Raw genomic sequence first — 15,098 nt, forward strand, 5'->3', positions numbered from 1 at the left:
GGTTTAGCTGCTGGCTTTTGTTCCGCCTTGCCCGCCTACAGGCCGAGCTGTTCGAGGATGGGCAGCCGGCTGCGGACGATGGTCCGCGCTTCGGCCGCGGAGTGTGCCGCCAGGGCCCTCGCGGACAACTCTTTCGCCTGGTCATGGGTCACGGAAGCCAGGACCGCCCCCACGGTGGACAACGCCCGGGGGGTCATCGACAGCGTGTTCACCCCCATGCCGGCCAGGACGACGGCGAGTGCGGGGTCGGCGGCTGCCTCACCACAAACACCCACGGTCCTGGCGCCGGCAGCCGGGTCCAGTGCCGTGGCCCTTGCCGCACCCGCCACGGTGGCGGAAATCAACTGCAGGACAGCCGGCTGCCACGGGTCGTTCAGCGACGCAAGCGAACCCAGCTGCCGGTCCGAGGCCATGGTGTACTGCGTCAGGTCATTGGTGCCCAGGCTGGCAAACCTCACCCGCGAAAGGATGGCTTCGGACATGATGGCCGCCGACGGCACCTCCACCATCACCCCGGGCATGCCGAGACCGGCTCCGGCGCACATCACCGCGAAGTCGGCGGCCTCCTCTGCGGTGGAGACCATCGGTGCCATGACCCAGACATCCGCCGTGGAGGCCCCGGCGGCAGCGGCAATAGCCTCGAGCTGGCGGGCAAGGACACCGGGTGTGGCCTGGTCGGTCCGGAATCCGCGTACCCCCAGCGCCGGGTTGGGCTCCGTTGCGTCCGTCAGGAACGGGAGCGGCTTGTCCGCGCCGGCGTCGAGGGTCCGGATCACTACCTTCCGGCCGGGGAACGCTTCGAACACCGCACCGTAGGCGGCAACCTGTTCCTCGATGGTGGGTTCGGTATCCCTGCCGAGGAAACAGAACTCCGTGCGGAGCAGCCCGATTCCTTCGGCACCTGCCTCTGCCGCGGCCCGGGCGTCCTTCCCCGACCCCACGTTGGCCAACAACGGCACCAGGTACCCGTCCGAGGTTGAGCCCGTGCCGTTGAACGCCGGAAGTGCGGAGCGTGCAGCGTATTTGTGCGCGGCCTCCCGTTCCTCTGCCCCGGGTTCCACCACCACGGTGCCGGCCGCGCCGTCGAGATAGATCTCGGCTCCATCAGGAACTTCGTCCGCGCCGGGGGCTCCGACCACGGCGGGCAGGCCCAGGGAGCGGGCGAGGATTGCCGTGTGGGACTGCGGGCCGCCCTCGCTGGTGACCAGGCCGATCACCATTGCCGGGTCCAGCGTTGCGGTGTCGGCCGGTGCCAGCTCCACGGCCGTGAGGATAAAGGGAACATCGGAAGCCGGAATCCCGGGTGCCGGCAGTCCGTTGAGTTCGGCGACAATCCGGGCGCGGACATCCAGCACGTCCTGGGTCCGTTCAGCCATGTAGCCGCCGAGGCTCTGGAGCATGGCGGCTACCTCCATGCCCGCTTCCCAGATGGCCCGGTCCGTAGCCATGCCTGCGTTGATGTGTTTGCCCGCCGCTTTGAGCAGCATGGGATCGGAAGCCATCATGGCGGTGGCATCCAATACGGCTTTCGCGTCGCCCGAGGCAGTTTCCGCCCGGTGCTTAAGGTCCCCCCGGACTGCTTCAGCGGCATCCTTGAGGCGGCTTTTCTCCCCGTCCACCGTGCTGCCCGGGGCGGGTTTCGCCTCGGCGTCAGGCTCGGGCACCGGAGGCGGCATCCGGCGCGAGGGGCCGAGGACGCGTCCGGCACTGACTCCGATTCCCTGGATGGTCCGCATCATCTAAGCCTTCCTCTTCATCGACTGTGCTTTAGGCAATTGCTGGTTCCTCCACCTTTTTCCGGGGCTTCACGAACCGTTTCAAAGCCACGTAAACGAACCCGGTAACAGCTGCTCCGGCCAGTATGGCGACGATGAACATCAGCAGGTTGCCGATGGCGAAGAACACGAAGATACCGCCGTGCGGTGCCTGTGAGGTTACCCCGGTGCCCAGGCAGATCGCACCGGCCACCGCACCGCCCAGCATGGTGGAGGGAATGACCCGGAAGAAATCGGAAGCGGCAAACGGGATGGCGCCCTCCGAAATGAAGGCCGCGCCCAGCAGCCACGCAGCCTTTCCGTTCTCGCGCAGGGCCATGCTGAACTGGTTCTTTGCCAGCACCGTGGAGGCAAAGGCCATGCCCAGCGGCGGGACCATGCCGGCGGCCATGACCGCTGCCATGATTTCCCACGGCACCTGGTTCTCGAAGCTGCCTTCCCCAAGCCCGGCCACGGCAAACGCGTACGCCACCTTGTTGATCGGGCCACCCAGATCGGAACCCATCATCAGGCCGAGAATGATGCCCAGGCCGATGGCCGCCACACCGGTGAGGCCGGTCAGCCAGTCATTCAGTCCCAGGGTCAAGGCGGCAATGGGTCCGCCCAGGACCAGCATCATCAGGCCGGAGGCTATGATCGACGCCAAAAGCGGAATGATGACCACCGGCATCAGCCCCCGCATCCACGACGGAACGTTCCAGCCGCCGATCCAGCGGGCCGCGTAACCGGCCAGCAGGCCGCCGATGATGCCGCCGATGAAGCCGGCATCCATAAACACCGCCACGGCGCCTGCAGTGAAGCCCGGTGCGATGCCGGGCCGGTCGGCCAGGGCATACGCAATGTAGCCGGCCAGGGCAGGCACCAGGAAGCCCATGGACAGGGAGCCGATCTTCCAGAACACGGCCCCGAGATAGGCGATTATCCCTTCAGGCGGCGGATTCAGGAGGGACGTGCCGTCCAGCATCCGGTCTCCGTTGGCAACGTCGTCGACCGACAGGGCGAGCTCGTAGCCGCCCAGGAGGAAGCCGAGGGCAATCAGCAGGCCGCCGCCGGCAACAAACGGAATCATGTAGCTGACGCCGGTCAGCAGCGCCCGCTTGAGCTGTCCGCCGAAGCCTTCGCCGCCGGAGCCGGACCCGCCTTCGTTCTCCTCCCCGCCGCCGCCGCCCCCGGACACGCGCCGGGCATTCGGGTCATTGACTGCGTTGAGGGCTTCGTCGATCATCACGCCCGGTTCGTCGATGCCGCGTTTCACGGGTCCGCTGATCAGCGGTTTCCCGGCGAAGCGCCCCTTGTCCCGGACATCGACGTCGACGGCGAAGATCACCGCTTCCGCGTTGCGGATCACCGAGGGGTCCAGGGGAGTGGATTTGGCGGAACCCTGCGTTTCCACCTGCAGGTCGACGCCGCGCTCGGCAGCTGCCGCGGCGAGGGAATCAGCGGCCATGTAGGTGTGCGCAATACCGGTGGGGCACGCGGTGACGGCGACCAGATGCCGTGACCTCGAGGTGTCGGTTTGGGTTGCCCCGGTACCGCCCGCGGACGCAGGAGCGTCGGCTCCGTGTCCGCCGTCACCGGTTCCGTCCGCTTGGCCCCCGTCGCGGGAGCCCCCGTTGCGGGAGCCGGCGTCGTGGGAGCCGGCGTCGCTGCCCACGGCAGTCGCGCCGGTGGCCGCACCAGCCGCAGCGGCGCCGCCCGCACCGGCGGCGCTTCCGGCGCTGTCCGGTGCCGGGCTGAGCCCGAGGGCTCCGTCGACCAGTTCCACGATCTGCACCGGCGAGCTAGCCGAACGCAGGGAGGCGGTGAAGTCCTTGCGGATGAGTGACCGGGCCAGCTTTGCGAGCAGCTGGAGGTGTTCCTGGTCCGCTCCTTCCGGAGCGGCAATGAAAAAGACGATGTCGGCGGGGCCGTCCTTCGCTCCCCAGTCCACTGCGGGGCGGATCCGTGCCATGGCGAGCGTCGGTTGGGTGACCGCCGCGGATCGGCAGTGCGGAATCGCAATGCCGCCGGGCACGCCGGTGGCGGTCTTCGATTCACGGGCCATCGCATCCGCGTAGAGGTCTTCGTAGTTGGTGGCTCGTCCCGCGGCCACCACGCCCCGGGCCAAATGGCCGATAACAGCGGTCTTGTCCGTGCCCAGGTTCTCGTCCAACGTGACCAGATCCGGCGTAATGAGGTCCGACATCAGCTTTCCTCCTTCGAAGACGACGACGACGACGGCGAAGCGGTGGCGCTCCCTGCGGCGGCAGCTCCCCGGGGGGTGCCCCGGGTGCCGTTGAGGGTGGTGACCGTTACCGCTCCGGGATCAGTGGCTGTAACGGCTGGGACAGTGGTTCCGGGAAGGGAAGCAGCGGCGGCACCGTGGGCCACGGCCTGCCGTAGGCAGTCCGGGGGCGCCGCACCGGAGACGTCGGCAAGCAGGTACCCGGCCAGGGCCGAATCCCCTGCGCCAACCGTCGAGCGGGCCTGCACGGGTGGCCGGGTGGCCAGCCAGCTTCCGTGCGCGGTGACCAGCAGTGCGCCCCTGGCGCCCAAAGTGGCGAGGACAGCGCCGACGCCGCGTTCAATCAGCATCCCCGCCGCCCGCGCCGCCAGCAGGGGGTCGGCTTCCAGCTCCGCTTCGGAGGAAAACCCCGTGGCTTCGGAGAGTTCCTCGGCATTGGGTTTAAGCAGGTCCGGCTCCGCTCCGTGGAGCAGCGCGCCCATGAGCGGCGGTCCGGAGGAGTCGATGGCTATGCGGGGTGCCTTGGCCCCCAGCCGGTCCCTCACGGTGTGGGCCACCGAAGCGTAAAAGTCCGGCGGCACTTCCGGGGGGAGGGAGCCTGCCAGCACCAGCCAGGAACCCGGGCCGCTGTCACTGGCGGTGCAGGCCCCTACCAGCAGGGAGATCAGTGCTTCCTGCTCCACCGGCTTCAGCGGCGGACCGGGAGCATTGATCTTGGTAGTGGTGCCGTCCGGCTCCGTGAGCGTGATGTTGCTGCGCAGCGGTGCCGTGATGGGCAGGTTCAAGTACTCGACTCCCGCCTGCCGCAATCCGGCCATGACGGGATCGGTGTCGGCGCCGGGAAGGACGGCAACGGACCGGATGCCGGAGACGGTCAGTGCCCGGGAGACGTTGACGCCTTTGCCGCCCGGTTCTTCCCCCGCGGCAACGGCGCGCTGGACGGCTCCCCGCTCCAGTACTCCGGGGAGTTGGACGGTGCGGTCAAGGCTGGGATTGGCGGTAAGGGTGAGGATCATGAAGGGGATCCGTCCAGGCCGTGCCTGCCAGGGCCGGCCGCTGTTGGGTGGGGAACGGCTTGCCGGTGCGGTTCCCGGTGCTTTTGGTGGCTTTTGCTCGGATACATGCACGCCCGCGATCTGTGGCAATTGCCACGTATATGCGCTGAATGCGACTCTACTTTTGCCGCACCACCCGTGGCAATGGCCCTCGGGCGGCGCCGCGCCGACGGCCTGCAAACGGCGTGCAGCGCTACGCTGAACCGATGGAAAACGTAACGTGGTCCGAGCCGGCGGAGCGGCGCCGGGGGCGCGAACTGGTGGTCTTTCTGCACGGCTACGGATCCGGCGAGCAGGCAATGGAGCGCCTCTTCATTGCCCTGCCGCCTTCTGCTGTCGGAGCCGCGGTGCGGGGGCCGTTGGACGTGGGCGGAGCCAGCGGGTGGTTCCTGCTGGATCCGCTCCTGAACTCGGACACCGCCGAGGTCCTGGAATCCGCCCTCTCGCTGCTGGCCTGGCTGGACCGGACCCGGACGGAATACGGATTCACCGGCATCTCGCTGGTGGGATTTTCCCAGGGCATGGCCATGGCCGGCACGCTGCTGCGGCTGAGGCCGCAGGATTTCCGCGCCGTCGTCGGCCTTTCCGGTTTTATTGCCCGCAACGAACTCCTCGCCGCCGCGGAACCGCTGCCCGTAAGGGTGCCGTTCTTTTGGGGGCGGGACCGGGAGGACTGGGTTATTAATGCAGACGCAGTGGATTACACCGCGCAGTGGCTTGACGAGAATGTGGCGCTGACGGCACGGACCTATTCGGGAATGGGGCATTCCATAGGTACGCGTGAAATGACGGATGTAGCGGTTTTCCTTCGCCGATACCTTGTCCCCGACACGCCGTAGGGAACGCCGACACGCCCCAGGGGACAATAGCTGGAATTGGGCGCACACCCGCGGTACCTAACACACCCCCGGCTGAATGGGAATTCCCTCCGGACTGTGACGTAAGGTTGCTGATCAAGTAGTCTGGAGGAAAGCGTGGCTCACAAGGTCGTGCTTCAAATCACTGTCACTCACATAGCAAGGAGAATCTCATGGGTTTCATTGCGTTCCTTATTCTTGGTCTCATCGCAGGTGCAATTGCAAAGATGATCCTCCCGGGTCGTCAGGGCGGCGGCTGGATCGCCACTCTGGTTCTGGGTGTCATCGGCGCTCTGCTGGGCGGCTGGATCGGCAGCGCCATCTTCGGCGTCGGTCTTGAAGAATTCTGGTCCATCCAGACCTGGCTCGTTGCCATCGTCGGCGCCATTGTCGTCCTCGTGATCTACGGCTTCGTCACCCGCAAGAGCGGCAACCGCGCCTAATTAGCGCGTAAGCGCCGCTGACGCGGCGTTGATTTAGAGGGCGGGGCCCCGGCGGAATATTCCGCCGGACCCCGCCCTTTGCTTTAGGTAAAACCCGCTGGTGTTGGAGTAATACCGCAGGCGTGAAGCCTGTACCGGATTTCCCCGAGGAGAGTTCTGTGAAGCGACGTAAGTTCAATCCCGCAGCCAAACTGGCCGGACGAGCCACTATGGGCGCGGACGGCAAGCCCAAGCCGCAGGTTGTGAAGGCCATTGAGCGTGCCGTGGAAGTCCAGCGGCCGCTGGTGCTGGCGAACATCCGCAGGATGCAGCGCAAGAACCCGTCCGCCAATGCCGCCGAGCTGATCAGCATCCTGGACCGGCACTACATCAACGTGGTGACCGGCGGCGGCGCGGCCATCGGTGCCACCGCCGTGGTTCCGGGCGTGGGAACCGTCGCGGCACTTGGCCTGTCAGCCGCAGCGACCGTCGGGTTCCTCGAGGCGACAGCCCTGTACGCGCAGTCGGTGGCTGAACTGCACGGAGTCCGGCTGGCCGATCCGGAGAAGTCACGGACCATGGTCATGGCCATCATGCTGGGCGAGGAAGGGACCTCCATGATGCAGTCCCTGTCCGGACGCGGAACCGCACAGGCCTGGGGCAGCAGCATGGGCAGCATGCCCTCCGGCCTGATGGGCTCGGTGGGCGGCAGCATCCGCAAGCAGTTCCTCAAGCGGGTCATGGCCAAGCAGGGCACAGCCCTGCTTGGACGTGCCCTGCCGCTGGGTGTGGGCGCCGTCGTCGGCGGCGTGGGCAACCGTGCCATGGGCAAGGGTGTTATCAAGGCGACCCGGGCCGCCTTCGGTGAACCGCCGGCGTCGATCCCCGGACAGCTGGCAGGCGAACTGGACCAGCTGGAGAAGTCCGCCTAGGGCAACTGTCCCTCGACGGAGAAAGGCCCGCCGGCATTTGCCGGCGGGCCTTTCTGTCCTAAGCGTTCCTTTTCTCCGGACCCGGATCAGCCGAATACAGCCGTGGCGATGGTGAAGATCGCCAGTCCGGCCAGCGAACCAACCACGGTGCCGTTGATCCGGATGAACTGCAGGTCCTTGCCGACCTGCAGTTCGATCTTCTCCGAGGTCTCCTGCGCATCCCAGTTCTCCACCGTCTCGGTAATGACGGCGGCAATGTCGTTGCTGTACGTGCGGACCAGGTAGCCCGCAGCGTCCGCCACGTAGCCGTTCACCTTGGCCGCGAGCTCCGGCTCGTTGATCAGGCGCGTACCGAAGTCCTGAAGCGCGGACTTGAAGTTCCGCGTGAGTTCGCTGTCCGGGTCATCGGCGGCCGTCATCAGCGCGTTTTTGATGGTGGTCCAGGTGGAGGTCATCAATTCGCGCACGCGCGGATCATCCAGGACCTGCTCCTTCACCGCATCGGCCTTCGCCATGGTCTTGGGGTCCTCCTGCAGGTCCCGGGCCACTCCGGTGAGGTAGTTGTCCAAGGCCACTCGCAGCTGGTGGTTGGGGTTTTCCTGCACGTCGATCAGGAACCGTTCGGCCTGGATCTGCACGCGCTCGCCGACCAGGTCATCCACGAAGGCGGGAACCCACGACGGCGAACGCTCGGTTACCAGCCGGCCGATCACTTCGGGGTTGGCCAGCACCCAGTCGGACAGGCTGTCCACAATCAGGTTGACCAGCTGGTGGTGGTGGCCCTCTTCGAAGATCCGCTGGGCCATCTTTCCGGCCGGCGGCCCCCACTGCGGGTCCACCACGTGGCGGCGGAACATGGATTCCAGGACGTCGCGGACGGCGTCGTCGTCGAGCACCCTCAGGGCCCCGCGGATGGCTGCGGCACCTTCGGTGGCGACGCGTTCGGCTCCCTCGGGCCGCGCCAGCCAGGTGCCTGCCTTCGCAGCAACCTGCATGGAATCGAGCTTGGCCCGGATGATGTCTTCGGCCAGGAAGTTCTGTTCCACGAACTGGCCCAGGGACGCCCCGATCTGGTCCTTCTTCTCCGGGATGATGGCTGTGTGCGGGATCTTCACCCCCATCGGATGCTTGAACAGGGCGGTGACCGCGAACCAGTCGGCAAGGGCGCCCACCATGCCGCCCTCCGCCGCAGCGCGGACGTATTCCAGCCAGGGGTACCTGTCCTGCAGCGCGAAGGAAAACAGGAAGATCACGGCCAGGAGGATCAGCAGGCCCGTGGCCAGCATTTTCATGCGCCGCAGGGCATAGGCGCGCTGCTCGTCGGTGGGCTGGGCAACCACGCTCACGCGTGTACCTCCTTCACTGAGAAGGACATCTTCGAGGTTGACGCGTGTTTCAATACCGCTCCCTAATCCAGTGCCGGTCCCGCTGCCGATCCGCTGCAAGGAACTTCTGCGCGGGACCACCCCAATCTAATCAGTGATTGCCGCAGCTGCGCTACGAACCGGGGCATCTGCTTCGGCACCGTGTGGTTGAGTAGTGCCATGGCATCCCCCATAGAGGATTATGCGCTGGTTTCGGACCTGCATACCGGAGCCCTCATATCGCGGACCGGCAGCATGGACTGGCTCTGCCTGCCGCGGTTCGATTCGCCCTCGGTGTTCGGTGCGCTGCTCGGGAGCAGCGACCACGGCCGGTGGCTGCTGGCGCCGGAACATCCCGCAGCGACCGTAACGCACCGCGGGTATGTTGAGTCCACCTTCGTGCTGCGTACCCATTGGCAGACACCCTCCGGAGCGGTCCGGGTCACGGACTTCATGCCGGTGAAGGACCGCCGGGCGTCCCTTACCCGCCGGATCGAGGGCCTGAGCGGCACTGTGGACATGAGGCAGGAACTGGAGATCCGCTTTGATTACGGCACGGTCATTCCCTGGGTTTTCCGGGGGTGGGACGACGACGGCGAACACCTTTCCGCCATCGCGGGCCCGGGTGCCCTGGTCCTGCGCGGGCCGAGCCTGCCCGAAGCGGACAACCACCGCCACGTAGGGCGCTTTGAAGTCCGGGCCGGGGAATGCGTTGACCTGGAACTCACGTGGTACCCCTCGCACCGGCCGGTACCGCCCCGGCAGAACGTTGACGCGGCCTTGGAGCGGACCGTCGCCTACTGGCAGGGCTGGGGCCGGCAGTGCCCGCAGAACGTCCCCTATGAACACGCGGTACGGCGTTCGCTGCTGGTCCTGCGTGCCCTGACCCATGAGGACACCGGCGGGATTGTCGCCGCTCCCACCACCTCACTGCCCGAGGCGGCAGGAGGGGACCGGAACTGGGACTACCGGTACTGCTGGCTGCGGGACGCCGCCCTGACGCTCGAAGCCATGCTGACCCACGGGTACGAGGACGAGGCCCTGCAGTGGCGCAGCTGGCTCCTCCGTGCCGTGGCAGGAGATCCGGAGGACCTGCAGATCATGTATGCCGTGGACGGGGGCCGGGAACTTCCGGAACGGATCCTCCCGCAGTTTCCCGGTTATGCGGGAGCTGCACCCGTGCGCATCGGCAACGGGGCCGTGGGGCAGTACCAGGCCGACGTCGTGGGCGAAGTGATGGTGGCCCTGGACCGGCTGCGGGACCGGGGCGTGCCGGAGGACCACTTTTCCTGGCCGCTGCAGCGGGCGCTGCTGACCTTCCTGGAAAAGCACCTGGAGGAACCGGACCGCGGCATCTGGGAGATGCGCGGGACGCCCCGGCACTTCACCCACTCGCGCGTCATGATGTGGGCTGCCTTCGACCGCGCGGCCAAGGCCGCCAGGACCTACGGCCTCGACGGGCCGGTGGAGGTCTGGGAAGGGCTGCGGGACGGACTGCGCGACGAAGTGATGGAACGCGGCTGGGATCCCGACCTGAACTCCTTCACCCAGTTCTACGGCAGCGGCACCGTGGACGCCGCCCTGCTCCAGCTGCCGCACGTGGGTTTCGTTGCCTACGACGACGAAAAAATGCTGGGCACGGTTTCCCGGCTGGAGTCGGAGCTGGTCAACGGCTCCGGACTCCTGCTGCGCTATGCCACCGAAACCGGGGTGGACGGACTGGCGGCGGGGGAGAACCCCTTCCTGGCGTGCAGCTTCTGGCTGGTGGAACAGTACGCCCACTCGGGCCGGCTCGCCGAGGCTCGGCGGCTGATGGACCAGCTGGTGGGGTACGCCAACGAGCTTGGTCTGCTCAGTGAGGAATATGATGCAGAAAACAACACCATGGCCGGCAACTTTCCGCAGGCGTTTTCCCACCTGGCCCTGGTCCGAGCAGCCGATGCAATTGCCGTTGCCGTCGCGGCACAAGTGCCGACCGCGCCATCCCGGCAGGCGGCCGTCCCCACAACCGAAGGAACCCGATGAACCGACAGACGCTCTCAGCAGCTGCCATGGCGGCCCTGCTGACCACCAGCGCCGTCAACCACTTCCGCAACCCGCGCTTCTACAACGCGGTGGTTCCGCGCAGCATCAGCACCGATACCGAGGGGAAGTTCGGTGTGCTGACCCGGCGGCAGTGGACGCACGTCAGCGGAGTCATTGAGTTCGCGGCCGCTGCCGGACTGCTGTTGCCGGCTACTCGGCGGCTGGCGGCAACGGGGACGGCGGCCATGTATGTTGCCTTCATTGCGGGGCATATCTCTGCCCTGCAGCGTGCCTTCGGCCCCCGCGGCGGGGACAAAGAGAAACTGATCCACAGTGTCCGGCTCCCGCTCCAGCTGCCGTTGATCCTCTGGGCATGGAACCTGCGGAAATAGCGGATGTCGACGAAGCTCCTCCTGCTTTCGGATACCCATCTGCCCAAGCGGGCGAAAGTGCTTCCCGAGGTCCTCTGGGCGGACATTGAAGCGGCCGACATTGTGGTGCATGCCGGTGACTGGGTGAACGAGGAGCTGCTCGACCAGCTCCAGTCCCGCTCACGGCGGCTGATCGCCTGTTACGGCAACAACGACGGCGCCGACCTGCGGAACCGGCTGCCGCTGGTGGCCCGGGCGGTGGTTGAAGAGGTGCGGCTCGCCGTCGTGCATGAGACAGGTCCCGCCGCAAAGCGGGAAGAACGGATGGACGCCCAGTTCCCGGACACGGACCTGCTGGTCTTCGGCCACAGCCACATCCCGTGGGACTCCGTAACACCTGCAGGGATGCGCCTGCTGAACCCCGGGTCCCCCACAGACCGCCGACGCCAGCCGTTCTGCACCTACCTGCGCCTGGAGATTGACGGGAAAACGGCAACGCCCGATCTCCGGCGGCTTCCACCGCGGGGGATCGGGCGTTCCTAGGCAACGTTCCGGGTGCCGCGCCTTTCGGTGCGGCACCGCGGTGCCCGGTCAGGCCGGGACGGTGTCCTTGCGGAGGGCGGCCGGCTCGGCCGTCTTGCGCCGGCCGGTGCGCAGGCAGGCGATCGCTCCGCCGCCCACAAGCATCGGGATGATGAAGAGGAAGTAAAGGTTGCCGGGTTCCCAGCCGCCGTCGATCAGGGAACCGGCCACGATCGGGGAGATGATGGCACCCACCCGGCCCATGCCGGTGATGAACCCGACCGCCGTTGCGCGGACGTCCGAGGAGTAGTACACGGGACCGATGGAGAACATGCCGGCGATGCCTGCGTTCACCAGGAAGCCCAGCAGGGCCGCCGCCAGCAGGGCCGTGGGCAGTGCACCGGTGGAGACCGCGTACACGCCGAAGCCGCCTGCGGCGAGGACAAAGAACGTGACCAGGACCCACTTGACGGCGAATCGGGCGGCGATCAGTCCGAAGACGATGGAACCGATGATCGCGCCGAGGCTGAAGAGCACGCCGGCGTCGATGCCGTCCTGTGCCGTGAAACCGCTGGAAGCGACCAGCTTGGGCGTCCAGGAGTTCGCGAAGTAGAAGCTCGCCATCAGCATCATGAATGCGATGGACAGGAAGACCGTGGTCGCCGCGTATTTGCCGGAGAACAGGGACTTCCAGCGTGAGCCGACAGTCAGCGCCGTGCCCTGGGGAATGAGGGGCAGTTCGGTGATCTGCGGCTGGTCCAGGCGGGCCAGGATGCGGTTGGTCTTCTCCAGAGCGCCGGCCGGGCGCTTGGTCATGAGGTAGTCCAGGGATTCGGGCAGCAGCTTCAGGATGAACGGAATCATGGCCAGCGTGATGATGCCGCCGAAAATGAACGCCGCGTGCCAGCTGTAGGCCGCGATGAGGATGCCCGCAATGATGCCGCCCAGCATGCCGCCGATAGGCTGCCCGGCGCTGTAGAAGCTGATCGCGGTGGAACGCCGTTTGGCCGAGGAGTACTCGGAGACGAAGACGTTGAGGCTCGCCTGCATGGTGCCGATGGCCAGTCCGGTGATGAAGCGCAGCACAAAGAGGACTGCATAGGTCGGAGCGAACGCGGAGGCGAACATCCCCGCCGAAATCACCAGCGCACAGATCAGGATGGTTTTCTGCCGGCCGATGATGTCCGCCACCTGGGCCACCAGGATGGATCCCACCGCCATGCCGAAGAGGGCCGAGGAGAGCAGCATGCCCAACTGGGCACCGGTGAGGTCCCAGTGCTCGCTGATCGAATTGGCGCTGAAAGCCATAACCAGGACGTCAAAGCCGTCGATCATGTTCAGGGCGACGCAGATGGCGACAATGCCGACCTGCATGCGCTTCATAGGAGCCGCTTCGATGCGTTCCTTGATTTCCATGGGCCTTACCTAACTTGCTCTGGGGGCGGGGGACCGGCCACGCTTGTACGCATGCCGAACGGGTGTTCGTTTGAAGAACCTCAATGAGTGTAGGGCCACAGGGGTGTGTGGTGCGAATTACATCCGCGTACCCGTCCCCGGCGGGCTGCCGGGGCGGTTAACCGCAGAAGGCCAGGACCCGCGGCCTTGCGGCGGGTCCTGGCCTTCTGCGGCAGAGCCGGTGTCGGTTAGTTCTGGATACCGGGCTGGAAGACAACCTTGATGCAGCCGTCTTCCTTCTTCTGGAACTTCTCGTACAGCTCCGGTGCATCCTCAAGGGAGGCCTGGTGGGTGACCAGGTTGGTGACGCCCAGCGGATCGGCGGGATCCTCGACCAGCGGCATCAGGTCCTCGGTCCAGCGCTTGACGTTGCACTGGCCCATCCGCAGGTTCAGCTGCTTGTCGAACATGGCCATCAGGTTCATCGGGTCGGCCGTGCCGCCGTAAACGCCGCTCAGGGACACCGTGCCCCCGCGGCGGACTGCGTCAATGGCACCGTGCAGGGCGGACAGGCGGTCCGTTCCGGCGGTTTCCATTGCCTTCTGCGCCAGCTTGTCCGGCAGCAGTCCGACGACGGTCTGGGCTGCCTTGCCCACGGGGGAGCCATGGGCCTCCATGCCGACGGCGTCCACCACAGAGTCCGGTCCGCGGCCGTCCGTCATTTCACGCAGTTCGTCGGCGACGTCCTTGTGCAGGTCCAGGGTTTCCACGCCGTACTGGCCGGCAAGCTTCCGGCGTTCCTCCACCGGCTCGACGCCAATGACACGGTAGCCCAGGTGTGTGCCGATGCGGGCGGCGAACTGGCCGACCGGGCCCAGGCCGTACACGGCGAGGGTGCCGCCGTCGGGCACGTTGGCGTACTGGACGCCCTGCCAGGCCGTGGGAAGGATGTCGGAGAGGAACAGGTACCGGTGGTCCGGGAGTTCGGTGCCGACCTTGATGGGGTTGTAGTCGGCCAGCGGCACCCGGAGGTACTCGGCCTGTCCGCCGGGAACGGAGCCGTACAGCTCGGAGAAGCCGAACAGGGCAGCGCCGGAACCCTTTTCGCGGACCTGGGTGACCTCGCACTGGGTCTGCAGGCCCTGGCGGCACATGAAGCACTCGCCGCAGGCGATCTGGAAGGGGATGACCACGCGGTCGCCCTTCTTCAGGCTGGTGACAGCGGAGCCGACTTCCTCGACGATGCCCATGGACTCGTGGCCGAGGATGTCACCCGGCTTCATGTACGGCAGGAGCACGCCGTAAAGGTGAAGGTCGGAGCCGCATACGGCGGTGGAAGTGACGCGGATGATGGCGTCGGTCGGTTCCTGGATCACCGGATCCGGAACCACCTCTACGCTGACGGACTCTTTTCCCTGCCATGTAACTGCTTTCACGTGCGAACCTCCTGCTAGTTGCATTCTGAGTGCGTTGAAAGAACTAACTCCATTGTGTCAATTCATAAGCGTACTGACAAAACAGCTGTTTGTTCGGGCAGAATGCTGCCTCCGGGTGGGCGGGAGGGTGCGCGGCGAGCGGGCTAGGGGCGGCGGCCCGGCAGGACACGCCACTGAGGTGCGGTTCCGGCGGGTATCGCGGCGTCCCCGGGTCCGGGCTCACGGGCCCCGGCAAGGACCCGGGTATCCCGGCACAGGATCATTGCCAGTGCGGTGTCGTTATCCAGTGCTTCCCGGCTCCCCGGGAGGAGGCCGCCCGCGGTCGGATGGCCGGGCAGGGCGTCCGGTGGAAGCTGGATATGCACGCGCAGCTGCAGGTTGGCAGGCGCTGAGCGTTCGACGTCGTCCGCGACCCCGGCGAGCACCTCCAAAGCGGCGGCCTCAATCCGGACGGTGCGCGTGAGGTTCACGCAGATGTCAGCGCCCAGGGTGGCGGTGTGCTGGAGGATGTTCAGCAGGGTCTCGCAGCTGGCGCCCGTGAGTTCTCCACGGACTTCAATCGAGGCGGCTGCATTCCGCGTATCTATCTGGACCAGAACACGCAGCGGATTTTCCATGTCTTCTCCACGCCGACAGGTATCCCCGGCCGCTGCTTAACCGGGTCTGCAACCGTACCAACGCGGATGTCCTGCTGTCTGCCGTTCTTCCCCTTTTAGCGGA

General features: G+C 66.4%; 13 protein-coding genes. 6 read left to right on the top strand and 7 right to left on the bottom strand.

Translation table 11 applies throughout. The features are described 5' to 3' along the window. Positions 1-35 precede the first annotated feature (35 nt). The 3 genes from ptsP to N2L00_RS00655 are packed head-to-tail and all read right to left on the bottom strand — an operon-like array spanning position 36 to position 5,015. Positions 36-1,736 (bottom strand): phosphoenolpyruvate--protein phosphotransferase, encoded by a 1,701-nt coding sequence (ptsP, locus tag N2L00_RS00645; protein WP_255765750.1) that lies wholly within the window; start codon positions 1,734-1,736, stop codon positions 36-38. Between the two features lie 31 nt (positions 1,737-1,767). Then, positions 1,768-3,960: a fructose-specific PTS transporter subunit EIIC gene (locus N2L00_RS00650; RefSeq protein ID WP_255862163.1), complete on the bottom strand. Its 2,193-nt coding sequence runs from the start codon at positions 3,958-3,960 to the stop codon at positions 1,768-1,770. Beyond that, positions 3,960-5,015: a 1-phosphofructokinase family hexose kinase gene (locus N2L00_RS00655; RefSeq protein ID WP_255862162.1), complete on the bottom strand. Its 1,056-nt coding sequence runs from the start codon at positions 5,013-5,015 to the stop codon at positions 3,960-3,962. The genes N2L00_RS00650 and N2L00_RS00655 overlap by 1 nt, the downstream gene beginning before the upstream one ends. Positions 5,016-5,260: 245 nt before the next feature. Between N2L00_RS00655 and N2L00_RS00660 the strand changes: the two genes are divergently transcribed. The 3 genes from N2L00_RS00660 to N2L00_RS00670 all read left to right on the top strand — a co-directional run bounded on the left by N2L00_RS00660 (position 5,261) and on the right by N2L00_RS00670 (position 7,265). Continuing rightward, entirely contained in the window at positions 5,261-5,893 is a 633-nt protein-coding gene (locus N2L00_RS00660; protein ID WP_255765619.1) for an alpha/beta hydrolase, read from the top strand. Between the two features lie 191 nt (positions 5,894-6,084). Then, positions 6,085-6,354, top strand: coding sequence for a GlsB/YeaQ/YmgE family stress response membrane protein (locus tag N2L00_RS00665; protein ID WP_255765620.1), 270 nt, complete (start codon positions 6,085-6,087; stop codon positions 6,352-6,354). A gap of 158 nt (positions 6,355-6,512) precedes the next feature. Beyond that, positions 6,513-7,265: a hypothetical protein gene (locus tag N2L00_RS00670; protein WP_370646968.1), complete on the top strand. Its 753-nt coding sequence runs from the start codon at positions 6,513-6,515 to the stop codon at positions 7,263-7,265. An 86-nt stretch (positions 7,266-7,351) separates the two neighbouring features. Here N2L00_RS00670 and N2L00_RS00675 read toward each other — a convergent pair whose 3' ends face one another. Continuing rightward, complete coding sequence (locus tag N2L00_RS00675; RefSeq protein WP_255765752.1) at positions 7,352-8,557, bottom strand: DUF445 domain-containing protein; 1,206 nt, start codon at positions 8,555-8,557, stop codon at positions 7,352-7,354. Between the two features lie 234 nt (positions 8,558-8,791). On the opposite strand from N2L00_RS00675, the gene N2L00_RS00680 reads away from it, so the two are divergent. The 3 genes from N2L00_RS00680 to N2L00_RS00690 are packed head-to-tail and all read left to right on the top strand — an operon-like array spanning position 8,792 to position 11,568. Beyond that, a complete protein-coding gene (locus tag N2L00_RS00680; protein WP_255765621.1) occupies positions 8,792-10,654 on the top strand; it encodes a glycoside hydrolase family 15 protein in 1,863 nt (620 codons plus the stop codon). Next, positions 10,651-11,046 carry a hypothetical protein gene (locus N2L00_RS00685; protein WP_227920692.1) on the top strand — a complete coding sequence of 132 codons (396 nt, stop codon included), beginning with the start codon at positions 10,651-10,653 and terminating at the stop codon, positions 11,044-11,046. The genes N2L00_RS00680 and N2L00_RS00685 overlap by 4 nt, the downstream gene beginning before the upstream one ends. Positions 11,047-11,049: 3 nt before the next feature. Next, complete coding sequence (locus tag N2L00_RS00690; protein ID WP_255765622.1) at positions 11,050-11,568, top strand: metallophosphoesterase; 519 nt, start codon at positions 11,050-11,052, stop codon at positions 11,566-11,568. A 48-nt stretch (positions 11,569-11,616) separates the two neighbouring features. Here the strand turns inward: N2L00_RS00690 and N2L00_RS00695 are convergent, their stop codons facing one another. The 3 genes from N2L00_RS00695 to N2L00_RS00705 all read right to left on the bottom strand — a co-directional run bounded on the left by N2L00_RS00695 (position 11,617) and on the right by N2L00_RS00705 (position 14,995). Beyond that, positions 11,617-12,963, bottom strand: coding sequence for an MFS transporter (locus N2L00_RS00695; protein ID WP_255765623.1), 1,347 nt, complete (start codon positions 12,961-12,963; stop codon positions 11,617-11,619). Between the two features lie 227 nt (positions 12,964-13,190). Next, the gene (locus N2L00_RS00700; RefSeq protein WP_255862161.1) at positions 13,191-14,378 is read right to left on the bottom strand and encodes a zinc-dependent alcohol dehydrogenase; all 1,188 of its coding nucleotides are present in this window, start codon (positions 14,376-14,378) and stop codon (positions 13,191-13,193) included. Positions 14,379-14,521: 143 nt separating this feature from the next. After that, positions 14,522-14,995, bottom strand: coding sequence for a hypothetical protein (locus N2L00_RS00705; protein WP_255765625.1), 474 nt, complete (start codon positions 14,993-14,995; stop codon positions 14,522-14,524). Positions 14,996-15,098 lie beyond the last annotated feature (103 nt).

Source organism: Arthrobacter sp. zg-Y1171 (genome assembly GCF_025244845.1).
Classification (GTDB): Bacteria; Actinomycetota; Actinomycetes; order Actinomycetales; family Micrococcaceae; genus Arthrobacter_B.